Consider the following 21,492-nt stretch of genomic DNA (forward strand, 5'->3'; position numbering starts at 1 on the left):
AAACTCCCTCGAGGATTTTTGTGAGCCGGGGTTTCGTGGCTCCCGGTGCTGGCGCGCAGTCTACGGATGCAGATGGCCGTTGATGCGGTCGCCGACCCTCAAGGAACGAGGCGGACAGGGCTTTCGTGGCTTTGTGAACAGATTCGTTGGCAAGCCTGCGGCGCGTTTTTCAAAGACGGCGCGAAGCAACTCATCTGCATTGCTGATCCCAACCTTGCCGGTTCGACTAAACGACTTGCTGCCGCGCAGGCGGATGGGGCAGCCAGCGCAGCAGCGCGGCGTACAGGTCTTTCGGATTGACCGGCTTGGGAACGTGATCGACCATGCCCGCGTCGATGCAGGTTCGGCGGTCGGCTTCGAAGGCGTTGGCGGTCATGGCCAGGATGCGCAGGCTCTCCCGGCCGGGCAGGCGCAGGATGTGGGTTGTCGCGGCAATGCCGTCCATGTGCGGCATCTGCATGTCCATGAGCACCAGGTCGTAGTCGTTGCGTCGCGCCAGCTCGATGGCCGCGAGGCCGTCGTCGGCGAGGTCGACGACCAGGCCGGCGTGGCGCAGCAGGTGGATCGCCACCTCCTGGTTGATCGGGTTGTCTTCGGCCAGCAAGACGTGACGCCCGTTGAGCGGTGTCAGGTCGAGCGCCTTGTCGAGCTTGGCGGACGAGCGGACGAGCGCACTTTCTGCCACGGGAACGAAGCTGGCCTCGAACCAGAAGGTGCTGCCCTGGCCCGCGACGCTCTCGACGCCGACCGTGCCGCCCATCAGTTCGGCAAGCTGCTTGGAGATGGCGAGCCCGAGGCCGGTGCCGCCGTAGTGGCGTGTGGTCGAGACGTCTGCCTGCTCGAACGCGCGGAACAGGCGCGCGCTTTGTTGAGGAGTCATGCCGATGCCGGTGTCGGTCACTTCAAATCGGATGCCGACGGTATCGGCGCTCGAGGAGGCTACGGCGTGCGCGAGCAAGGTCACGCTTCCTTGTTTGGTGAACTTGACGGCGTTGTTGGCGAAGTTGAGCAGGATCTGCTCCAGGCGCATGCGGTCGCCGCGAATGGCCACCGGCAATGCCGAGTCGAGGCGCGTGACGACATCGATGCGCTTGTCGGCGGCCTTGTCTTCGATCAGCGCATGAATGCTGCGGAACACCTCCTTCAGCTCGACGTCTGCATCCTCGAGTTGCAGCTTGCCGGCTTCGATGCGCGAGAAGTCGAGGATGTCGTTGATGATGCCGAGCAGGTGCTGTGCGGCGGCATTGATCTTGTCGATCTGGCCGCGCTGCTGCGGCAGCAGAGCCTCGCTGTGCATCAGGTGCGAGATCCCGACGATGGCGTTCATCGGCGTGCGGATCTCGTGGCTCATGTTCGAGAGGAAGGTGCTCTTGGCCTTGCTGGCCGCCTCCGCCGCGTCGCGCGCGAGCATCAGCTCGGAGGTGCGCTCCTGGACGGTTTCTTCCAGAAGGTCTTTGTGGCGCGTGAGCTCGGCTTCCGCCCGGTGCTGTTCGGCCATCTCGCGCACGACCTGCTCGCCCAGCGCATTGAAGGCCTCTCCAAGTTCATCGAGTTCGTCGGCCTTGTCGCGTGGCGCCGGGTCGCGCCGCCATCGCGGCGACCACGAGGTGCCGGGCGCGAAGTCGCGTATGGCGTGGGTGAAGTCGAGCAGGCGGCGCGTGACCAGGCGGTGCACGATGAAGAGCACGAAGGCGGCGGTCAGGAAGATCTTGAAAGCCTCGCCCCCGAGGATGATCGACGCGCGCTGGAAGAGGCTCTGGTACAGGCCATCGAGCGCCGCCTCGATGTGCAGCACGCCGATGGTCCGCTGGTCTCCGGCGCAATCGCAGGTGAGTGGAATGTCGCGTCGTTCGGCGGCGCCCTCGACGCGCTTGCCTGCGGCGACGACGAGCGCGGTCGGGCCGGCCGTGTTGCGCACCTCGACGTAGCGGATGTCCGTCAACGCGGCAATGCCGCGCACCTGCACGGCGATCTGCTCCTTGTCGAGGTTCCACAGGCTTTCGCCCAGCGGGGCGGCATAGCCGGTCTGGATGCTCGTCAGCTCCTTGTCGATGGCGGCGAGGCCGACGCGGTAGTCGAGGTACAGGTCGAAGGCGGTGATGGCCAGCGTGACGAGCGTGCTGAAGGCGAGGATGCTCAGCAGCAGGCGGCGGCCGATGCGGCTGCGCCAGAAGGGCAGTTCAGCGCTGACCGTGCGGTTGGCCGAATCGCGCAGGCGCGCGAAGAGTCCGCTCATCTCGCCGGCTCGGCTGCTGCAGGCGTCACCATGCCGTTGTATTTGCGGATGAGTTTGTCGTAGCTGCCGTCCTTGCGCATGGCGCGAAAGGCGTCGCGGTAGGGCGCGTACACCTCTTCCTTCGTGTCCTTCGAGGTGACGAGGTAGAAGTGAAACAGCCCGAAGGGTTCGGAGTACTCGATGCTGTCTGGCGAACAGCCGGCCTTGGCGCATTCGTACTTGATCAGGCTCGCGTAACTCAGCCAGGCGTCGAGGCGGCCTTCTTGCAGCTTGGCGAGGTTCAGGCTTTCGGTGCGCACCGGCGCGACCTGCGTGAACCCGTTGTCAGTGGCGCGCTGCTGCATGGTGGAGGCCATCAGCACGCCCAGCCGGGCGTCCTTGGGAAGGTCGGTGAGCCGGGCCACGCGCTTGCCTCGCGGCGTCGCGATGACGAGCTGATCGGTGGCTACCTCGGCGATCCAGGTAAACAGCGGCTCGCGCAACTCGGTGCGCGTCGCGGTGCCCATCCGATTGGGCGTTTTCATCATGGCATCGACGGCTCGGGCGACCGGCAAGACCTCGACCTCGGGTGATGAGCCGACTCTCCGAGCCAGCTCCTGAAGAAGCTCGAAGGAGAAACCGGACTGCGGCTTCCCCGGTTCGATGATCGTGTAGTACGGGGCGAACTCCAGGCTCACCAGGTGCATCGGCTCCGCGGCGCAGGCCGTCGCGGCCATGAGCAGGCTCACGGTGCCGTGCAGAAACGATCCGGCAAGGAACCGCATGGCCGCTTCTTCCTCCTTCGGCGTGTACCCCAGGGCCGACCGGCGAGTGCGCGACCGTGGCGCCAAGGATCACATAACAGCGAATCGCATGGTGAGGGTAATTACCAGCGATGGCTAACGGCGATTGGAGCCGGTATGGGGCGCGGATTCAAGCCCCGCGCTGCCCTCAGTCAACGACCAATGAAAAGGCCCGGGGCGCGTCACCGCGCTCCGGGCCCCTTGTCACGCAGGCTTACCGGCCGTCGCGGTCGGAGTCGCCCGGGATCGCGCGTTCCACGGTGTTGCTCACGCGATGCCATGCGTCACGTGTCGCGTGCTTGGCGTTGTCCCACTCCAGCGAGGAGCGTCCGCGCGCGGTGCCCCAATCGCGGTGGAGGTCGGACTCGACGTCGTCGAAGTTGCGGCCTGGGTAGCGCGAGTACGAGTCCAAGCCATAGCGGTAGGCCGGGCCGTAGTCGTCATAGGTTGCACCGCCCGACACATAGGGCCGGGTGGAATAGTTGTCGCGCCAGTAGGCGTCTTCGACCGCAGGGTCGAAGGCCTTGGAGACGCTGTTGCCAGCCACCGCACCGGCCACGGCGCCGACCACCGCACCCACGGCCGCGCCGACCGGCCCGGTCATGCCGCCGACGGTCGCACCCGCGGCTGCACCGCCGAGCACACCACCAGTGGCGCCGCCGACCGCTGCGCCGACGCCCTTGGCCACCGGACGCGAGTCCTTGTCGTCACGCATCGTGGGCTTGTCTTCGTTTCGCTCTCTCATGGAAAACTCCTTGTTGACTTGCGCCGCCATCGGGGGTGTTGCCCCTGTCTCTCGTGACAGCGCGTGTTGCAGGAGTCCTCAGAATAGGCGGGGCCCCACGCAACTGCCGACAGGCGCTGGCCCATTGCGCCGCAGGGCGCGGCCTCACGTTCTTGTCAGGGATCGCCCACAAGAAAAGACCCGACAAATCGCGGTGATTTGGCAGGCTCTCGCGGTCAGATTGCGAGGCGGCCCACGACCTGCGGTTTGCCGTCGGGCCCCGCAGTGAGCAGCAACCCTTCGCCGGACGCGATACTGTTCCCCACGAACGCGGACAACACGAACTGGTGCGTGACCCATGCCTCGAAGCGGCCGGGCTGTGCCGTTGCAGCGGCGAGCGCGCGGCGCAATTCGCTCAACGCGGCCTGGTTCGTTTCTTCGGTGCACGCGCGGGGCGAGCCGAGCGCAGCCCACGGCTCGGCGCGGCGGAATGCGAGGCGCGCGGTGTCGAGGCAGCGGCACCAGGGGCTCGAGCGCACCGCCGCAGGTGAGAGACCGCGGCGGGTGAACCATTCACCGATGCGCTGCGCCTGCGCTCGCCCCTCGTCGTTGAGATTACGTTGGGTGCCGCATTCGTTGACGCGAAAGCCCGGCGGGTCGTAGACGCCGGGTGCCAGCGCATGGCGGAACGCAATGACAGCGCCACCGGCGGCCAGCCGCGCAGCCACGTCTTGCTCGTTGTCGGCCCACGCGGACCACGGCATGGCGGCCGCCACGATCAACAGGTCACGTCGGTGCATCACGCTTGCGCTCCTGACTCTTCAAGCTGCGCCACGAATTGCGTGCAGGGCTTGGAGGCCACAGCGTAGCGTCGGCACCGAGCCCGAGTCGTCTGTAGGGAACAGCATGTCGAGCAAGGCGCATGCCGCAGACCTCGACCGGGATCTCACCCCTGTCCGGAACCGGGAGATGTCACCCTCGCCGAGCCGGCGTGCCTACCATGTTGCGAAGCACCCCCACACAAGGAGCCTTGCCATGGAAACACAAGAACTTCATCGTGGCCGACTGATCGACCACATCCAGCTCGTCGTGCGCGACCTGCCCGCCAGCCAGCGTTTTTACGAGGCGGTGTTCAAGGCGCTGAAGGTGCCGATGGGTGGCACCGGTGAAGACTACTTCTGGGCCGACGAGTTGTTCGTGTCCACCGCGCAAAGCAAGGCGGCGCAGGGTGCTCTCACCGGCCGGCACCACCTGGCCTTCCAGGCGGAGGACCATGCGATGGTCGAGGCGTTCTACAAGGCAGCGCTCGAGAACGGCGGGCGCGAGAACGGCAAGCCGGGCGAGCGCCCGTACCACCCGGGCTACTTCGCCGCCTTCGTGCTGGACCCGGACGGCAACAACATCGAGGCCGTGTTCCACGGCCCCGCGAAGCGCAGCGCGCCGTCGGTCCGTGTGACGTTCTGAGCGGGCCGCTCAGGCCGCGCCTGGCCTAAGGCATTCAGCTCAGCTTGAACACCGACACCACCTGCACCAGCTGCTGCGCCTGAAGCTTCAGGCTCTCGGCGGCTGCAGCGCTTTCTTCGACCAGCGCAGCGTTCTGCTGCGTGACCTGGTCCATCTGCGTCACCGCATCTCCCACCTGCGAGACGCCCTGGCTCTGCTCGACGCTCGCGGCGGTGATCTCTTGCATGATGTCGGTCACGCGCTTGATCGAGCTCACGACCTCGGTCATGGTGACGCCGGCCCTGTCGACCAGCGCCGTTCCTTGTTCGACACGTTCCACGCTGTCGTTGATGAGCTTCTTGATCTCCTTGGCGGCCTCGGCCGAGCGGCCGGCCAGGCTGCGCACCTCGGAGGCCACGACCGCGAAGCCACGGCCTTGCTCGCCGGCGCGTGCGGCTTCCACCGCGGCGTTGAGCGCGAGGATGTTGGTCTGGAAGGCGATGCCGTCGATGACGCCGATGATGTCGGAGATCTTCTTCGAGCTGTCGTTGATGCCCTTCATGGTCTTGACGACGTCGCCCACGATGGCGCCCCCTGAGACCGCGACGGTCGATGCGCCTTGGGCCAGCTGGTTCGCCTGCTTGGCGTTGTCGGCGTTCTGCTTGACGGTGGCGCCGAGCTGCTCCATCGACGCGGCGGTTTGCTCGAGCGACGAGGCCTGCTCTTCGGTGCGCTGGCTCAGGTCGAGGTTGCCCTGGGCGATTTCAGAGCTGGCCGTGGCCACCGATTCGGAGCCTTGGCGAACGCGCAGCACGATGCCCGAGAAGGCGTCGCGCATCGACTTGATGGCATGCAGCAAGCTCGACTCGTCGTTGGGCTTGAGCGCGATCTCGGCGCTCAGGTCACCGGCGGCAATGCGCTTGGTGATCTCGGTCGCGTAGGCCGTCTCGCCGCCGAGTTCGCGCAGCAGGCTGCGGGCCACCAGGAGGCCGATGGCGAGTAGCACGGCCGCCAGCAGCAGCGACGCGACGGACATGCCGACCACGCGCTCCATGATGGCAGCGTTCACCGTGTCGATGTACACGCCCGAGCCGATAACCCAGCCCCAGGGCTCGAAGCCCTTGACGTACGAAACCTTCTGGACCGGCTGCTCGCTGCCCGGCTTGGGCCACATGTAGAACACGAAGCCGGCGCCGCTGGCCTTGACCGTGTTGACGAACTCCACGAACAGGTGCTTGCCGGTGGGGTCCTTGTTCTCGGTGAGGTCCTTGCCGTCGAGCTCGGGTTTGGCGGCATGCATCACCATCTTGGGGTGCATGTCGTTGATCCAGAAATACTCGGCGCCGCTGTAGCGCAGGGCCTTGATGGCGGCGAGGGCCCGCTGCTTGCCTTCTTCCTCGCTCAGCTTGCCCTTGCTCACCTGGTCTTGAAAGTGCACCAGCAGGCCGTGCGCCACTTCAACGGTCTGGCGCACGCTGCTCTTGCGCTCGTCGAGGATCAGCTTGCGTTCCGAGACCAGAAAGGCGGCCGCGAGGATCACGATGCCCAGCAGGGCGCTTCCAATGACAAGCCCTAGTCGCTTGGTGATGCTGAGGGAATTTAGTCTGAACATAAGGGCCTCGGTGGCGATCTGGCGTTGATGCGAATGGCTTGATCGAGAAGCGCCACGCCCACGAGACGGGGCCGCTCCGTTCAATCAGTTTTCGACACGCAGCCCCGCCACTTGAGGCGCAAGAACGCGACATCCCACCGCATTCGTGCGGCGAATGCGTGAGTGCTACGCGGTATCACGTACGGCTGCAGCAAGTCTGCAGCCGGCGGCAACGCCTAGCCGACTGCCAATGCCCGCTCGGCCACCCACACCACCGCCGACCCGGCGGGCGCCTTCTGCAGCGGCATGTCGACCCCGGCGCGCTCGGTGGCGGAGAGGCTGCGATAGAGGCCGTCGCGCTCGTTGGCCGGTTCACCGGCGATGAAGAGTTGCGATGTAACTTCACCGAAGCTCGCGTGCCGCAGCCGCACGTGGATGTGCGGCGTGCGGCCGGGGTAGGGCACAGGCTTGATGGTGCGAAAGCGGTAGAGGCCCTGCGCATCGCTGCGCGTGCTGCCGAAGCCCTGGAAGGCTTCGTCGACCCGGCTGCCTGCGCCGCGTGGGTGGCGGTAGCTGCCGTAGACGTCGCACTGCCAGATCTCGATCTCGGCACCGTCGATCGGGCGGCCGCGCGCGTCGGCCACGCGGCCGCCGAGGTCGAGCCACTCACCGGCGGCGCGGGGTGTGTTGCTGCTCGCCGCGCGCGTGACGCGGGTGAGGTCGGCGTCCCAGTCGAGCTGGCGCGAGCGCCATTCGGCCGAGGGGTAGAAAGGGCCTTCGGTCATGCCGGGCAGCTGCGCCAATGCGAGCGAGGGGAGCGCGAGCAGCGTGCCCGCACCGGCAAGGGTCTGCAGGCTGCGCCGGCGCGCTGCGCGATCGATGGGAGGTGTCGTCATGGGCATTCGAGTGGGGCGCCGGTCCGAGGTTCCTGCCTGCGGCTACTTCCAGGCAAACACCGGCTGCTCGAAATGCGAGACGCGGGTGCGCCGGCCTTCGATGCACACCTCGCGGAACTGGTAGATCAGCGCCGCGGTGGGTGCAGCGATCCAGTCACTGCCCACGGGCATGCGCAACACCTCGTGTTCGCTTTGCTCGATGCGTTCCAGCATGGGCGAGTCGGCACGCAAGAACTCGGCGATGGGAATGCGGTGGATGCTTGCCACTTCTGCAAGGTTGGGCGAGAGGTCACGCGCGCTGCCCGCCCACACGACGATGGGCGTGATGACGAAGCCCGAACGGGTGACGTAGTCGTCGAGCCGGCCCATGACGGCGCTGGCATCGAGAGACAGGTTGACCTCTTCGGCCATCTCGCGCAGGGCGGCCTCTTCGGCGGTCTCGCCCACGTCGATGCGGCCACCAGGCAGCGCCCACTGGCCGGGATGGTTGCGCAGGTGCAGGGAGCGCCGCGTCAGGAGCAGTGATGCCTGCGTGCTCCACGTGTCGTGATAAGGGAGCGCGGGCAGGTCGGCGCCATGACCTTCGTCGATGATGGCGATGGCCACGGCTGCCGCGTGAAGCGGCGGGCCTTGGCGATCGGCTGCCGCGTTTTGTACGTCGAATGCCTGCAGCTGGGTCTGGATCGATGCCTTGAGCTGCTCGTTGCGTGGCAAGTTGCGATGGCCTGGGGCAGGGAGGCTCGTCATGCGGCAGGGCTGGAGCGGGCCGGGCGGCTCAGCGCCGATGGTCCAGCGCGTCGATCCACAGCACGGCGCAGTCGTACCCATGGTCGAGCGCCTCGGTGGCATTGGAGAGGTGCCGCTCGGGCACCTCGACGGGCACCTCGTCTTCGCTCTCGGAGCCCCGCACGTGCACGCTCACCGGCCAGAGGGCCACGGGTGATTCGGCGACGGTGGAGATGCGGATGCGGTAGCCGCTGTGCGCGCCGATGGCCTCCAGTCGGTGGCCTTGTCGGGTGATCTCATACTTCATCACCGAGCCAGTGGGTGCGACTAGCGAGCGAGCTGCGCCAGGGCGGCGCGCAGGCCTTCGACACCGCCGACGCGTTGGTCGTTGATGAAGACCTGTGGCATCTGCCGCACCGACGGCCCACACTTTGCGTAGAAGGCCATGCGATCCGGTTCGTCCTCGATCACGATCTCGTTGAATTCGAGCGAGCGTGACTTGAGCAGCATCTTGGCTGCATCGCACTGCGGGCAGGCGGACTTGGAGTAGACGTCGATCTTCAGGTTCATGGGTGGCAGTTTAGGTGGGCGCTGATGCCCCCATGGCAGCTGGTGGCTAGGCAAATTGCAACGGACGCGGAGTCCGGTGTCGAAAACGCGCTGGCTGGTTCGTCGTAGGTTTGAACACCCTCATTCCACACCCACCAAAGGAGAACACCATGCGATTCATGATCCTCGTCAAGGCTGACAAGAACAGCGAAGCCGGCGTGATGCCCAGCGAACAGATGTTCGCCGAGATGGGCCGCTTCAACGAAGAACTGGTCAAGGCTGGCGTGATGGAGGCCGGCRAAGGCCTGCACCCCAGCTCCAAAGGCGCCCGCGTGCGCTTCTCGGGCAAGAACCGCGAGGTGATCGACGGGCCGTTCGCCGCGACCAATGAACTGGTCGCCGGCTTCTGGATCTGGAAATGCGCCTCGATGCAGGAGGCCATCGACTGGGTGAAGCGCTGCCCGAACCCGATGCCAGGCGAATCGGAAATCGAGATCCGCCAGATCTTCAGTGCCGAAGACTTCGGCGATGCGCTCACGCCGGAACTGCGAGCCCAGGAAGACCGATTGCGCGCGGAGGTCGAGGCGCAGAAAAAGCAAGGCTGAGTCGGACTGGGCGACGCTGACGCGCCGACAGCGTCGGCGCCGTTCAGTGGGCTGTTCGGACGCACACAATGCGGAGTCCATCACCGCTTGACGCAGTCCCCATGCACTACCTCAGCTTCGACCTCAGCGACGACGCGGAAGGCATCACCACGCTGGAGGCCATGGCTTCCACCTCGACCGAGCAGCATGCTGCCGTCATGGCCGAGGTGCAGCAGGTGCTGGACTGGGCGTGGCAGCGGTTTCCTCACACGCACGGTTCGGCCGACGACGGCATGGACTGGGATCACGATCTGCAGGTGAACGTGGAGGGCGGCGAGTGGCACGCGGTCACGCTGACCTTGACTGGATCACAGCGCTTCGTTGAAGAATTCTTTGCACACTTCGGCGACCCTCGGGACTGATCGGCCTGCTTATCGCATCACAGACGAGAACCTCCATGCCCATGCCAACAACCCAGTCGCTGAAGGTGTCGGTGCCCCACACCGGCGATGTGTCGGCCCTGCTCATGACCCCCGAGGGCGCGACCGCCTGCTACGTGTTCGCACACGGCGCCGGTGCCGGCATGGCGCACTCGTTCATGGCCGCGTTCGTGGCTGAGCTGGCGCAGCGCGGCATCGCCACGTTGCGCTACCAGTTTCCTTTCATGGAGAGCGGCAGCAAGCGCCCTGACTCACCCGCGGTCGCCCAGGCCACCGTGCGTGCCGCGGTGGCCGAAGCACGCCGCCGTCTGCCTGAGCTGCCGCTGTTTGCAGGCGGCAAATCGTTCGGCGGGCGCATGACCTCGCAGGCACAAGCCGCGTCACCGCTGGAAGGCGTGCGCGGCTTGGTGTTCGTCGGCTTCCCGCTTCATCCTGCCGGCAAGCCAGGGGTAGACCGCGCAGCGCATCTGACAACGGTGCAATGCCCGATGCTGTTTCTGCAAGGCTCACGCGACGCGCTGGCCGACCTTGGCTTGCTGCGAGAGGCACTCGCACCATTGGGCGAGCGCGCGACGCTCTCGGTGTTCGACGACGCCGACCATGCGTTTCACGTGCGGGCGCGCAGCGGCACGACCGACGCAGCCACTTTGATCGCCCTGGCAGACGCCGTGGCGGAGTGGGTCGCCTCTTTGAATTGAGGCTGTGGCCTGTGGCGGTGCCGGCGCCCCGGCTTCACTGCTTCTTGTCGACCAGCATGTCGGCGTGGCGATGAATCAATTTCCACTGACCGTCGTCGCGACGAAATATCTCGGTCACGCGCAAGTCCATCGGAACGGGCTCCGGCTTGTCCTGCATGCGAGCCTTCGCGTGCTGGATGCCGACCCAGTAGGCGATGTTCTCGTCGGCTGCCATGTGAAGAATTTCGAGATGGGTCTCACTGCCCGCGGTGAAGCGTGAGGCGCCTTGCTGGTGGGTTGCCCATACCTTTTGAGCGCCTTGTTCAAATCCTCCACCGGGGCCGAAGAACGTGACGGGTGACTTGTGGGCAGCGATCTCTTTCAGCGGCGCGGCATTGCCTGTGACATAGGCAAGAGCTACGGCCTGGCGCTGCTTCATGAACTCCTTGAATTCTGATGAATCTGCGGACATGACGGACCTCCATGGGCGTGTGGACGAAGGTTCATCGTGATCACCGAGTCGTGGCGATCACATCGGCAAGTGGCGGCATGTGATGTAGGAATTCCCTTGCTCGGTTCACGCCCGCCAGGCGCAAGTCATCGCTGCAGTTCCATGCGGTAGCCTGTCGCGATGGATTCCCTGATTGCCGCGGCTGCGCGTGCTCTCGCCGGTGGCGACATGCTCGGCGCACTCAAACACGTTGCGCTGCGTGACGACCCGCCGGCACTCGCGTTGCGCGGCATCGCGATGGCGCAGCTCGGCGAACACCCGCGGGCCCGCGAGCTGCTGCGGCGGGCTGCCCGTGGGTTCGGTACGCACGAAGAGCTGGCGCACGCGCGCTGCGTGGTGGCCGAGGCCGAGGTGGCGTTGGCCATGCGTGACCTGGGCGGATCGCCGCGCACGCTGGCCGCCGCGGCGGCTGCGCTGGAGGCACGGGCCGACCGTGCGAACGCGCTGCATGCACGGCTGATTGCGGTGCGCCGTTTGCTCCTGCTCGGCCGCATCGACGAAGCGGCTGCTGCCCTCTCAGTGCTCGATGCGCGTGGCTCGCCGCCCGCGCTGCAGGCGGTAGCCGAGCTCGCGGCGGCGGAAGTGGCGCTGCGTTCGCTGCGCACCGCGCCAGCGCAGGCTGCATTGGCCCGCGCCCGCGAGGCGGCCGAACGCGCACGCGTGCCCGCCTTGCTGGCCGAGGTGCTCGAAGCGCGCGCGGCGTTCGAGCGCCCCGCGGCGCGTGGCTTGCAGGCCGGGCAAGAGAAGCTACTGCGCCTGGGCGAGGTCGAAGCCTTGCTTGCCTCGGGCGCGCTGGTGGCCGATGCCTGCCGCCATGGCCTGCGGGCCGGCGACATGTGGCTGCCGCTGGCACGACGGCCGGTGCTCTTTGCGCTGGCCCGCGCGCTGGCTGAGGCATGGCCAGGCGATGTGGACCGCGATGCCCTGATCGCGCATGCATTCCGCACCCGCGACCCTGACGAGACACACCGTGCGCGGCTGCGCGTGGAGATCGGTCGCCTGCGCAAGCTCGCGTTGCCGCTGGCGCGTATCGAGGCGAGTGCGCGCGGCTTTGCGCTCACGCCGCTGGGCCAGCGCAGCGTGGTGGTGCTGTTGCCACCGATCGATGGCGAGGGCGCCTCGCTGCTGGCGCTGCTGGCCGATGGCGCGGCGTGGTCGACCTCGGCCTTGTCGTTGGCGCTCGGGGCGAGCCAGCGCACGGTGCAGCGTGCGCTCGTCGAGCTGGAGGCGGCCGGGCGCGTGCGTGCCATCGGGCGGGCGCGGGCGCAGCGCTGGCTCGCGCCGCCGCTGGCCGGATTCGCGACGAACTTGTTACTCCCCACGGCGCTGGCACTCACGTAAATTGGTTTCCACGGCGCCGGTGTGCAGTGCGCTGAAAGGAAACCAAGCATGAGCCCAGCTCTCGACAAATCAGACAAGCCTCCGAAGGCAAACGCCGCCACGGCGCGTGTGCGCCCGGCCGAGATCGTGCGCGAGTACGGCCCCTTCGATGGTGCCGACACCATCCACGGCGTCACCCACGATGGCCACCAGGTGTGGGTGGCCACCGGCGCGAAGCTGGTGGCCTTCGACCCTGCGAGCGGCAAGCCCGCGCGCTCGCTGGCCTGCGCTGGCGATGCCGGCACCGCGTTCGACGGCACGCACCTCTACCAGATCGCCGAGGCGCGCATCGACAAGATCGACCCGGCCACCGGCAAGGTGGTGGCATCGATTCCCGCGCCCGGTTCGGGCAGCGACTCGGGCCTGGCCTGGGCCGAGGGCAGCCTGTGGGTGGGGCAGTACCGCGATCGCAAGATCCACCAGGTGGACCCGAAGACGGGCGCGGTGCTGCGCAGCATCGAGTCCAACCGTTTTGTCACCGGCGTGACCTGGGTCGATGGTGAGTTGTGGCACGGCACCTGGGAAGGTGACGAGAGCGACGTGCGTCGCATCGACCCCCAGAGCGGCGCCGTGATCGAACGCCTGGAGCTGCCGCCCGGCGTGGGCGTCAGCGGCATGGAGTCCGACGGAGCCGATCTTTTTTACTGCGGCGGCGGAGCGAGCGGAAAGGTCCGCGCCGTACGACGTTCAAAAGGAGCAACAGCATGAACCACCACGACACCACCACCATGAGCACCCAGAACCACCCCGTCGTCTCGAAGGACCGATGGGTCGCCGAGCGCAAGGCGCTGCTGGCGCGCGAGAAAGAGCTGACGCATCTGCAAGACCAAATCGCCGAAGAGCGCCGTGCGCTGCCCTGGGAACGCGTCGACAAGAACTACGTGTTCGACACGGCCGAGGGCCGTCGCTCGCTGACCGATCTGTTCGAAGGTCGGCGGCAGCTGATGGTGCAGCATTTCATGCTCGGCCCGGGTTGGGAGCAGGGCTGCCCGAGCTGCTCGTTCATGGCCGACCACGTGGACGGCATGAACGTGCACCTGGCACACCGCGACATCAGCTTCGTGGCCGTCTCGCGGGCGCCGCTGGCGGAGATCGAGCGCTTTCGCGAGCGCATGGGCTGGCAGTTCAAGTGGGTGTCGTCGAATGCGAACGACTTCAACTTCGACTTTGCCGTCAGCTTCAAGGCGGAAGAGATGGCGCGAGGCGAGGTGTTCTACAACTACGGCCCGGTTCCATCGCGCGGCGAAGAGGCGCCTGGCGTCAGCGTGTTCTACAAGAACGACGCAGGCGAGGTGTTCCACACTTACTCGACGTTTGGTCGCGGCGTGGAAGTGATGATGGGCACCTACGACCTGCTGGACCTCACGCCCAAGGGCCGCGACGAGCGCGAGGTGGACTACAAGATGGAGTGGGTGCGCCACCACGACCGCTACGAGCCGCAGCCGGCTGCGAAGGCGGCGCCGACGGTTGGCTCGTGCTGTTCGGCTCGCGCCTGACCTTCAGGGCTGAGCCTGTCGCACCTCAACGGCGAATGCCATGTCGAACCTCGGCCCCTGGCTGGCCATCGCCGGACTCGGTGCCTTGCATGGGGCGATGCCGGCCAATGGCTGGATGTTTGCCGCCGCGCGGGGCGTCCGTGCGGGCAGCGCGGCAGAAGCCCGGCATGCCTTGCTGCCCATCGGCCTCGGGCATGCCGCGTCGGTTGCGGTGGTGGCCTGCGTGATGGCGCTGGGGCTGTCGATGGACCGCAGCTTGTACCAAGGCGTGGCCGGGGCGCTGCTGGTCGGCATGGCCTTGGCCCGCGTGCTGCGAGGTGCTCGGCCGTGTGTGCCTGTCGGCGCCATGGCGGGCTCTGCCGGCATGGCGCTGTGGTCGTTCCTGATGGGCAGCACGCACGGGGCCGGGATGATGCTGGTGCCCGCACTCGTGCCGCTGTGCCTGGCGGACAACCCGGCGCGTGAGATCACCGCGTCGGGTTCGCTCCTGCTGGCGCTGGCGGCCGTGGGCGTGCACACGGTGGCGATGCTGGTGACGACCGGTGCCATCGCCACCGGCGTGTGTCGCGGCGTCGCTGTGCACGCGAAGGTGTTGGGCGGCAAGGTGCCGCGCTACGCGTGGACGGCGACGCTGGCTGTCACCGGTGTCCTGCTGGTGGCGCTGCGGTAGCTGGGGCCAGCGGGTGGACGGCTACTTGACCGGGATCGCGGTACCGCGGTCGACCGGCACGGCCGTTACCGAGTTCTGCGGCGAGCCCTCGACCAGGCGGTCGGAATATGTCAGGTAGACCAGCGTGTTGCGCTTGGGGTCGACCATGCGCACGATGCGCAGCTTCTTGAAGACGAGGCTGATGCGTTCGTTGAAGATTTCTTCCTGGCGCGGCAGCGGCTTGGCAATCGCAATCGGCCCGACCTGGCGGCAGGCGATGGCCGCTTCGGCCTTGTCTTCGGCGAGGCCCAGTGCGCCGGTGACGCCGCCCGTCTTGGCGCGCGAGACGTAGCAGGTCACCCCGCTCACGCCTGGATCGTCATAGGCGTCGACGATGATCTTGTGGTCCGGGCCCACGAACTTGAACACGGTGTCGACCGAGCCGATGCTCTCGGCGTGGGCAACGCTGGTGGCCGCGAGCAGACAGAAGGTGAGCGGGGGTGCGAGGCGTCGCATGTCAGGCCCTTTCGGCAAATGAAGTTGGAGCCTGCACGGTAGCAGGCCGTTCATCAACGGTTCACTGCACGCCCATCTGCCTCAGGTAGTCGAGCTTGGCGGCGTAGAGCTGCTTCTCGCTGCGCCGCGTGCTGTTCTGCAGCGCAACCGAGAGGTGCTTGCGCGCCTCGTCTACCAGGCCGAGGCGGAAGTCGGCCACCGCCAGCCAGAAATGAAATTCGGAGTGGTACGGCGCGCGGCTCACTTCCTTGGCGAACCAGTCGCGCGCGGCCAGGGCGTCGCCGGCTTTCATCGCGGCCTGGCCCAGCTCGAAGAAGTGATACGGCGGCTCGGGGTCGATCTTCGCGAGCTGGCGGTCCAGCGCACGCGACTCATCGAGCCGGCCCTGCATCTCCAGCAGGCGGGAGAGGTTCGACATGGCCACCGTGCTGGTGGGGTCGCGTTGCAGCAGGTGCTTCAGCGTGGCCTCGGCGAGTGCCGGCTGGCCGCGCCGCATGTAGATCACTCCCAGCGTGTTGTAGCTGTTCAGGAAGCCGGGCGTGCGCTCCAGGGCGGCGCGAGCCCACCAGTAGGCGGCGTCGAGCTGGCCGGCGGCCATGGTTTCGGCGGCGCGGTTGTTCATGAACATCGCGACGATGGTGTCTTCGCTCACCTGGCGTGAGCGCTGGCCTGCCAAGTCTTCTGGCGGCAGGAAGTCGATGGTCCAGCTGAGCTGGGTGCCTCGGTTGGTGGTCTCGAGCCAACGCCTCCCGAGCGTCAGGTTGACGTGGCCGCTTGCGAAATAGGTGTCGTGGCTGCGGGTCCAGACTTCGTCGGTGTAGACGCTTTGGTATGAAACCTGGAGGTCCAGGTGCTTGGCGAGCGCCGCGGTCATGATCACCAGCGACAGGCAATTGCCGGCGCGTGCCTCGAAGGCCTCTGCCGCATTGCGTGTGCGCTCGGAGTCGTATTCGAGCTTCAGCTGCTGCTTGCTGTAGAGCGCGTCGAGCAGACCTTTTTGCGGGCCCTTGCTGCGCAGCTGTTGAGAAATCTCGACGTCGACATAGCGCTTCATCTCGTCGGTGAGGGCGAAGATGTCGTCGGCGCGAATGGGTTGTGCGGGTGCGCTGAACAGGTCGTCGCGAAACAGCTGATCCGGCACGGCCGGCGGGGGAGTGCTCGCGCAGGCGGCGAGCAGCGTGCAAAACAACAGTACAGCCCAGCGCATCATGAGAAGCCTCCGCCAGCGTAGAACGCCATGCGGCATCGTATGCCTGTGGCGGCCGCAGCGCATCGGGATGGTCCCGGTGGCAGCGGGCATCATGGTCAACGTGAGGAAAATGTCACCCATGACCGCGACACTTAGAACCACACCTAAAAGAATCGCCATCGTCGGCGCCATGCAGCAGGAGCTGCGCAGCCTGCTGGCGCGGATGCCGGACGAGAAGCCCGTGCTGCGCGCCGGCCGCGAGTTCTGGCTGGGCCACCTGGAAGGTTGCGAGGTGGTGGCGGTGCTGTCGCGCATCGGCAAGGTGGCGGCGGCGACCACGGCGACGCTGCTGCTGTCGGAGTTCGACGTCGACCGCATCCTCTTCACCGGCACCGCCGGCGGGCTCGCTCCCGGCGTGCAGGTAGGCGATGTGGTGGTCGCCGATGCGCTGCTGCAGCACGACATGGACGCCTCGCCGCTGTTTCCGCGCCACGAGGTGCCGCTGTATGGCCGCTCGCGGTTTGCGGCGGACCCGGGCTTGTCTCACGCGCTGGCCGATGCGGCGCAGCGCACGCTGGACGAGCATGGCGCGCCCGGCGCACGAGTCCACCGCGGCTTGATCGTCAGCGGCGACCGCTTCGTGTCGCAGCGGGCGGAGAACGACGCCTTGCGAAGCAGCCTGCCGGATGCACTGTCCGTGGAGATGGAAGGCGCGGCGCTGGCGCAGGTGTGCCACGACTTCGGTGTGCCGTTTGCCGTGGTTCGCACGGTCTCCGACCGCGCCGACGACACGGCGCATGTGGACTTCAATCACTTCGTCACCGAGGTGGCCAGCCGCTACACGCTGTCCATCGTTCAGCACCATCTGCGCGCTCTCGGCGCGGCATCGAGGAGTTCCATATGAGCAAGCAAGACGAAGCGCCCGGCCCCGGCGAAGCGCAACGCCGCCGGGTGATGGGCGATGCCTTTGTGGACCGTGCCCTGGCCGGTGCCACCGCCTTCACCCTGCCCCTGCAAGACCTCACCAACGACCATGCCTGGGGTTCGACCTGGCTGCGTGACGGCCTGGCGCTGAAGCAGCGCAGCCTGTGCACTGTCGCCATGCTGGCGGCGCTGGGCCACACGCGGGAATTGAAGGGCCATCTGCGCGGCGCGCTGAACAACGGTGCCACCTTGCTCGAGCTGCGCGAGGTGTTGCTGCACGTGGCGCCCTACGCGGGTGTGCCGGCGGCAGCCGCGGCGTTTCGGGCTGCGACCGAATGGCTGTCGGCCGAAGGGTTGAGCTTCGATTCGCCGAGCGAATGAAGAAGGTCTGGCGTAAGCTCCGACGGTCACCCTCCAGGAGCGGGAAATGACCCTCAACCTTGCGCGCAGCGCGTTCGTGATCGTGGTGCTGGCAGCAGTCGGTGCAAGCGTGTTTCGCGTATCCACGGCGCCCGAGCGCGTGAGAGACCGGCGCGACACGGCTCGCTCTGTGTGCATCGGTTCCGGTGGGCAGTGGCTCCAGGTGGGCAACGACGAGATCTGTCAAAAAGACGAGCTGCTCGACGGGCAGGTCAAGAAAATCTGAGTGGGCATTTGTGAAGGACACGATGAGTTCGATATCCCGTTTCGTCTTGCTGCCCACGCGGGGCTTCACCACCGATGAGCCCCACAACTCCACCGCCACCGAGATTTTCCTGAGCACCATGCGCGCGCCCGGCGTGAAGCGCCTGGCGAACTCGAGCGACCGGGGCATGGCGCGATTCACGGTGCTGGATTCGATCCAGTCGAACGGCGCCAAGCTGGTGTCGATGTCGGGTGCGGCGCTGGTGCAGCTCAAGCGCGAGCAGCCGGGCCTGCGTGTCGTGCCCGAGGTCTTCTACCCGTCGATGCGCGCGCCGCGGCCACCGGTGCTGACGGGCATGCAGGCCTTCTCGGCCCGCGCCACCCTGGCCCAGCCGGTGATCAAGGTGGTGCTGAAGGGCAGCGGCAAGCCTCTGCGCGGTGTCGATGTGATCGCCTTCAGCGACTTCGCCGCCGGCAAGGGTGCCCAGGGCACGACCAACGCAAAGGGAGAAGTGTCTTTGCAGCTGCCCCGGTCGGTGCGGGTGCTGGAGCGTGTGTACCTCTATCCCGCGCACAGCGCCTGGCCGGTGTTGCTGAACAACTGGCCGCTGCAGGGCAAAACGATCGAGCTGCCAGCCATCGACCTGGCCTTCGTCGATGCGCGGACCAAGGCCTACGCCAAGCGAGAGCTGGCCGATGGGTCGGGCGTGACCGTCGGCGTGATCGACACCGGGATCGGCCCTCACGCCGCGCTCACCGTGGCCGGCGGCATGAACGCGGTGACCGGCGAGGACCCGACCGATTGGTCCGACAGCGACATCCACGGCACCCATGTGGCCGGCATCATCGCCGGCCATGGCAGCGGGTTCCTGGGCGTGTCACCGGGTGTCACGCTGCGGGCGTATCGCGTCTTCGGCAAGAACGCCGAGGGGGCGTCGAGCTTTGCCATTGCCAAGGCCATCGACCGGGCAGTGGCCGACGGCTGCGACCTGCTCAACCTCAGCCTGGGCGGTGGCCCGGACGATCCGACCACCAGCGAAGCCATCAAGGCCGCTCGCGCCAAGGGCGTGGTGTGCGTGATCGCGGCCGGCAACGATGGTGCTGCCGTGGCTTGGCCGGCCCGGCACGCCTTGGCCGTGGCGGTGTCGGCACTCGGCTTCAAGGGGTTGTGGCCGGAGGGCGCCATGCAGAGCCAGACGGTCAAGCTGCCGATGGGCAAGGAGCACAGCTACATCGCCGATTTCTCCAACACTGGCCCGGAAGTCGACCTCGCCGGGCCGGGCGTGGGCATCATCTCGTGCATTCCCCACGACCGCTTCGGCGTGATGGACGGCACGTCGATGGCCTGCCCCGGCGTCACCGGCGCCTTGGCGCGCCGGCTGGCGGCCGATGCCAAGACGCTGGCCATGCCGCGCGATGGTGACCGGGCCGATGCAATCGTCAAACTGGCCTTGGAGAGTGCGCGGGACATGGGTTTGCCACCTTTTACGCAGGGTGCAGGGCTCGCGCAATGACCTGCGGGCTTATCATGAGCACGTAGTTTTTTCTCAAACTGTCCCAATTTCCAGCACCATGAGTCGTTACGTCTTGCGCTACTCCGGAAGCCAACCCCGCCACCACGGTGAGTCGGGGGTGGACACGGCTGCGGTGGCGGCGGGCGCCGGTGCCAGGGTCATCGACGATGCACCCGACATGCTGCTGGTCGAGGCCAACTCCAATGTGGCCCGCAAGCTGACGCATTTGCTGCCCGAATGGCAGGTGTGCGCCGAGACCGTGACACCGCTCCCCCGCGTGCCCCGACCGGCCATTCGTGCTGCGGCGCGCGGCCGCAGCCGCTAACCGGCCTCTCAGTCCTGCCGTCTGTTCAGCGGGCAGACCCGCTGCGGATGCGGCGCACTAGGCGCCAGCCCAGCAGCACGGCGATCACCACCGCGTAGACCGAGACTTCGGCGAAATTGTTCTTCGCCGCCTTCATCCAGAAGAAGTGCAGCAGGCCTAGCAGCACGATGCCGTAGACGAGCTTGTGCAAGGTTTGCCAGCGCTTGGCCCCCAATGCCTTGATGGCACGGTTGAACGAGGTGGCAGCCAGCGGGATCATCAGCAAGAAGGCAAGAAAGCCGACCAGCGCGAACGGGCGCTTGGGGATGTCCTTCGTGATGGCTTCGAGGTCGAACCCCATGTCCAGCCACGAATAGGCCAGGAAGTGCAGCACGACGTAGAAGAAGGCGAACAGGCCCAGCATGCGGCGAAAGCGAAGCAGGGCGGGTTGGCTGGTGATCACCCGCAGGGGTGTCACGGCCAGCGTGATGCACAGGAAGCGCAGCGTCCAGTCGCCTGTCGAGCGGATCAAGGCCTCCGCCGGGTTGGCACCCAGTGCATCGGCGAAGGCGCCGTAGAGCAGCCAGGCAAAGGGCAGCAGGCACACCACGAACAGCAGCGGCTTGGCAGCGGGGTGCAGCCACACAGCCTTGCCGCGCGCAGCGGCTGGCTTGGGCGCCGAAGGGGACAGCACGGCGGCCATGGTCAGAAGTTCTTCTGCAGGTCCATGCCGGCGTAGAGCTGGCCCACTTGTGGCTCGTAGCCGTTGAACATCAGGGTCGGCCGCTTCTTCGCGAACACACCACCTTCACCGATGCGGCGCTCTGTGGCCTGGCTCCAACGCGGGTGGTCGACCTTCGGGTTGACGTTGGAGTAGAAGCCGTATTCGCGCGCTGCAGCCAAGTTCCACGACGTGGCAGGCTGCTTCTCGGTGAAGCGGATCTTGACGATGGACTTGCCGCTCTTGAAGCCGTATTTCCAGGGCACGGTCAGTCGCACCGGCGCGCCGTTCTGGTTGGGCAGCACTTCGCCGTACAGGCCAAAGGCGAGCAGGGCCAGCGGGTTCATGGCTTCGTCCATGCGCAGGCCTTCGACGTAGGGCCAGGCCAGTACGTTCGAACTCAAGGCGGGCATTTGCTTCGGGTCGGCGAGCGTCGTGAATTCGACGAACTTGGCGTTGCCCGTGGGCTCCACGCGCTTGATCAGCTCTGACAGCGAATACCCGACCCACGGGATGACCATCGACCAGCCTTCGACACAGCGCAGGCGGTAGATGCGTTCTTCCATCGGACTCAGCTTGAGCAGCTCGTCGATGTCGTAGACCTTGGGTTTCTTGACTTCGCCTTCGATGGCCACCGTCCAGGGGCGGGTCTTGAGGGAGCCTGCGTTTTGTGCGGGCTCGGCCTTGTCGGTGCCGAACTCGTAGTAGTTGTTGTAGCTCGTGATGTCGGTGTACGAAGTGACCTTGTCCATCGTCACGCCGCCAGCAATGGCGCTGCGGGCGCCTGGCAACGCGGCCAGTTTGCCGGGGCGCACCGTCTGCGCCATGGCGTCGCGCAAGGCCCAGGGGCCGAGTGCCATGCCACCGCCTGCGGCGAGGAGCTTGAGCAGGTCACGGCGACCCTCGTAAACGCCGCGGGGCGTGATTTCAGAGGCAACGCCGTGGTCGAACCCACGGTCTTTGCGGTAGTGCATGGCAACTCCTGAAGCGGGATGTGGGCTGGGCCCTTGAACACT

The 21,492-nt window shown here is 66.7% G+C and carries 27 protein-coding genes; 13 read left to right on the forward strand and 14 right to left on the reverse strand.

Going from position 1 to position 21,492, the window contains the following annotated elements:
• Window positions 1-226 precede the first annotated feature (226 nt).
• The 4 genes from AC1DYS_RS30200 to AC1DYS_RS30215 form a co-directional block, all read right to left on the reverse strand.
• A complete protein-coding gene (locus tag AC1DYS_RS30200; RefSeq protein ID WP_477905463.1) occupies window positions 227-2,236 on the reverse strand; it encodes an ATP-binding protein in 2,010 nt (669 codons plus the stop codon).
• The gene (locus AC1DYS_RS30205; RefSeq protein ID WP_477905465.1) at window positions 2,233-3,000 is read right to left on the reverse strand and encodes a substrate-binding periplasmic protein; all 768 of its coding nucleotides are present in this window, start codon (window positions 2,998-3,000) and stop codon (window positions 2,233-2,235) included. Before AC1DYS_RS30205 ends, AC1DYS_RS30200 begins: the two co-directional genes overlap by 4 nt.
• Before the next feature lie 232 nt (window positions 3,001-3,232).
• A complete protein-coding gene (locus AC1DYS_RS30210) occupies window positions 3,233-3,763 on the reverse strand; it encodes a glycine zipper domain-containing protein (RefSeq protein WP_477905467.1) in 531 nt (176 codons plus the stop codon).
• A gap of 215 nt (window positions 3,764-3,978) precedes the next feature.
• Window positions 3,979-4,542, reverse strand: a complete 564-nt coding sequence (locus AC1DYS_RS30215) for a histidine phosphatase family protein (RefSeq protein WP_477905469.1) — start codon at window positions 4,540-4,542, stop codon at window positions 3,979-3,981.
• 235 nt (window positions 4,543-4,777) lie between these two features.
• Between AC1DYS_RS30215 and AC1DYS_RS30220 the strand changes: the two genes are divergently transcribed.
• Entirely contained in the window at window positions 4,778-5,206 is a 429-nt protein-coding gene (locus AC1DYS_RS30220) for a VOC family protein (RefSeq protein WP_477905471.1), read from the forward strand.
• Between the two features lie 34 nt (window positions 5,207-5,240).
• On the opposite strand, the gene AC1DYS_RS30225 is transcribed toward AC1DYS_RS30220, so the two are convergent.
• The 5 genes from AC1DYS_RS30225 to AC1DYS_RS30245 all read right to left on the reverse strand — a co-directional run bounded on the left by AC1DYS_RS30225 (window position 5,241) and on the right by AC1DYS_RS30245 (window position 8,968).
• Window positions 5,241-6,797 (reverse strand): methyl-accepting chemotaxis protein, encoded by a 1,557-nt coding sequence (locus tag AC1DYS_RS30225; protein WP_477905473.1) that lies wholly within the window; start codon window positions 6,795-6,797, stop codon window positions 5,241-5,243.
• A 215-nt stretch (window positions 6,798-7,012) separates the two neighbouring features.
• Window positions 7,013-7,672, reverse strand: coding sequence for a dioxygenase family protein (locus AC1DYS_RS30230; protein ID WP_477905475.1), 660 nt, complete (start codon window positions 7,670-7,672; stop codon window positions 7,013-7,015).
• A 42-nt stretch (window positions 7,673-7,714) separates the two neighbouring features.
• Window positions 7,715-8,419 carry an NUDIX hydrolase gene (locus AC1DYS_RS30235; protein WP_477905477.1) on the reverse strand — a complete coding sequence of 235 codons (705 nt, stop codon included), beginning with the start codon at window positions 8,417-8,419 and terminating at the stop codon, window positions 7,715-7,717.
• 28 nt (window positions 8,420-8,447) lie between these two features.
• The gene (locus AC1DYS_RS30240; RefSeq protein WP_477905479.1) at window positions 8,448-8,705 is read right to left on the reverse strand and encodes a hypothetical protein; all 258 of its coding nucleotides are present in this window, start codon (window positions 8,703-8,705) and stop codon (window positions 8,448-8,450) included.
• Window positions 8,706-8,725: 20 nt separating this feature from the next.
• Window positions 8,726-8,968, reverse strand: coding sequence for a glutaredoxin family protein (locus AC1DYS_RS30245; RefSeq protein ID WP_477905481.1), 243 nt, complete (start codon window positions 8,966-8,968; stop codon window positions 8,726-8,728).
• A gap of 149 nt (window positions 8,969-9,117) precedes the next feature.
• Between AC1DYS_RS30245 and AC1DYS_RS30250 the strand changes: the two genes are divergently transcribed.
• The 3 genes from AC1DYS_RS30250 to AC1DYS_RS30260 all read left to right on the forward strand — a co-directional run bounded on the left by AC1DYS_RS30250 (window position 9,118) and on the right by AC1DYS_RS30260 (window position 10,669).
• Entirely contained in the window at window positions 9,118-9,552 is a 435-nt protein-coding gene (locus tag AC1DYS_RS30250) for a YciI family protein (protein ID WP_477905483.1), read from the forward strand.
• Window positions 9,553-9,653: 101 nt separating this feature from the next.
• Window positions 9,654-9,953 (forward strand): hypothetical protein, encoded by a 300-nt coding sequence (locus AC1DYS_RS30255; RefSeq protein WP_477905485.1) that lies wholly within the window; start codon window positions 9,654-9,656, stop codon window positions 9,951-9,953.
• A gap of 35 nt (window positions 9,954-9,988) precedes the next feature.
• On the forward strand, window positions 9,989-10,669 hold the full coding sequence (locus AC1DYS_RS30260) for an alpha/beta hydrolase family protein (RefSeq protein WP_477905487.1): 681 nt from the start codon (window positions 9,989-9,991) through the stop codon (window positions 10,667-10,669).
• A gap of 34 nt (window positions 10,670-10,703) precedes the next feature.
• Here the strand turns inward: AC1DYS_RS30260 and AC1DYS_RS30265 are convergent, their stop codons facing one another.
• A complete protein-coding gene (locus AC1DYS_RS30265) occupies window positions 10,704-11,087 on the reverse strand; it encodes a YybH family protein (protein WP_477905489.1) in 384 nt (127 codons plus the stop codon).
• Window positions 11,088-11,279: 192 nt separating this feature from the next.
• Between AC1DYS_RS30265 and AC1DYS_RS30270 the strand changes: the two genes are divergently transcribed.
• Genes AC1DYS_RS30270 through AC1DYS_RS30285 form a run of 4 tightly spaced genes read left to right on the forward strand, consistent with a single transcriptional unit; the run spans window position 11,280 to window position 14,705 of the window.
• Window positions 11,280-12,500 (forward strand): helix-turn-helix domain-containing protein, encoded by a 1,221-nt coding sequence (locus AC1DYS_RS30270; protein ID WP_477905491.1) that lies wholly within the window; start codon window positions 11,280-11,282, stop codon window positions 12,498-12,500.
• A 48-nt stretch (window positions 12,501-12,548) separates the two neighbouring features.
• Window positions 12,549-13,247 carry a Vgb family protein gene (locus tag AC1DYS_RS30275; RefSeq protein ID WP_477905493.1) on the forward strand — a complete coding sequence of 233 codons (699 nt, stop codon included), beginning with the start codon at window positions 12,549-12,551 and terminating at the stop codon, window positions 13,245-13,247.
• The gene (locus AC1DYS_RS30280) at window positions 13,244-14,035 is read left to right on the forward strand and encodes a DUF899 domain-containing protein (RefSeq protein ID WP_477905495.1); all 792 of its coding nucleotides are present in this window, start codon (window positions 13,244-13,246) and stop codon (window positions 14,033-14,035) included. The genes AC1DYS_RS30275 and AC1DYS_RS30280 overlap by 4 nt, the downstream gene beginning before the upstream one ends.
• 40 nt (window positions 14,036-14,075) lie before the next feature.
• On the forward strand, window positions 14,076-14,705 hold the full coding sequence (locus tag AC1DYS_RS30285; RefSeq protein ID WP_477905497.1) for a hypothetical protein: 630 nt from the start codon (window positions 14,076-14,078) through the stop codon (window positions 14,703-14,705).
• Window positions 14,706-14,726: 21 nt separating this feature from the next.
• On the opposite strand, the gene AC1DYS_RS30290 is transcribed toward AC1DYS_RS30285, so the two are convergent.
• Window positions 14,727-15,200, reverse strand: a complete 474-nt coding sequence (locus tag AC1DYS_RS30290) for a CreA family protein (RefSeq protein WP_477905499.1) — start codon at window positions 15,198-15,200, stop codon at window positions 14,727-14,729.
• 61 nt (window positions 15,201-15,261) lie between these two features.
• Window positions 15,262-16,410, reverse strand: a complete 1,149-nt coding sequence (locus AC1DYS_RS30295; RefSeq protein ID WP_477905501.1) for a tetratricopeptide repeat protein — start codon at window positions 16,408-16,410, stop codon at window positions 15,262-15,264.
• Window positions 16,411-16,528: 118 nt separating this feature from the next.
• On the opposite strand from AC1DYS_RS30295, the gene AC1DYS_RS30300 reads away from it, so the two are divergent.
• Genes AC1DYS_RS30300 through AC1DYS_RS30320 form a run of 5 tightly spaced genes read left to right on the forward strand, consistent with a single transcriptional unit; the run spans window position 16,529 to window position 19,776 of the window.
• Entirely contained in the window at window positions 16,529-17,293 is a 765-nt protein-coding gene (locus tag AC1DYS_RS30300) for a 5'-methylthioadenosine/adenosylhomocysteine nucleosidase (RefSeq protein ID WP_477905503.1), read from the forward strand.
• Window positions 17,290-17,694, forward strand: a complete 405-nt coding sequence (locus tag AC1DYS_RS30305) for a carboxymuconolactone decarboxylase family protein (protein WP_477905505.1) — start codon at window positions 17,290-17,292, stop codon at window positions 17,692-17,694. Before AC1DYS_RS30300 ends, AC1DYS_RS30305 begins: the two co-directional genes overlap by 4 nt.
• 46 nt (window positions 17,695-17,740) lie before the next feature.
• On the forward strand, window positions 17,741-17,959 hold the full coding sequence (locus AC1DYS_RS30310) for a hypothetical protein (protein ID WP_477905507.1): 219 nt from the start codon (window positions 17,741-17,743) through the stop codon (window positions 17,957-17,959).
• Between the two features lie 22 nt (window positions 17,960-17,981).
• Complete coding sequence (locus AC1DYS_RS30315) at window positions 17,982-19,451, forward strand: S8 family serine peptidase (RefSeq protein WP_477905509.1); 1,470 nt, start codon at window positions 17,982-17,984, stop codon at window positions 19,449-19,451.
• A 58-nt stretch (window positions 19,452-19,509) separates the two neighbouring features.
• Window positions 19,510-19,776, forward strand: coding sequence for a hypothetical protein (locus AC1DYS_RS30320; RefSeq protein ID WP_156154424.1), 267 nt, complete (start codon window positions 19,510-19,512; stop codon window positions 19,774-19,776).
• A 25-nt stretch (window positions 19,777-19,801) separates the two neighbouring features.
• On the opposite strand, the gene msrQ is transcribed toward AC1DYS_RS30320, so the two are convergent.
• Window positions 19,802-20,458 carry a protein-methionine-sulfoxide reductase heme-binding subunit MsrQ gene (msrQ, locus tag AC1DYS_RS30325; protein WP_477905511.1) on the reverse strand — a complete coding sequence of 219 codons (657 nt, stop codon included), beginning with the start codon at window positions 20,456-20,458 and terminating at the stop codon, window positions 19,802-19,804.
• A 2-nt stretch (window positions 20,459-20,460) separates the two neighbouring features.
• Window positions 20,461-21,450 (reverse strand): protein-methionine-sulfoxide reductase catalytic subunit MsrP, encoded by a 990-nt coding sequence (msrP, locus tag AC1DYS_RS30330; RefSeq protein WP_477905513.1) that lies wholly within the window; start codon window positions 21,448-21,450, stop codon window positions 20,461-20,463.
• Window positions 21,451-21,492: the final 42 nt, after the last annotated feature.

This window comes from Rhizobacter sp. P2_G4, assembly GCF_056403575.1.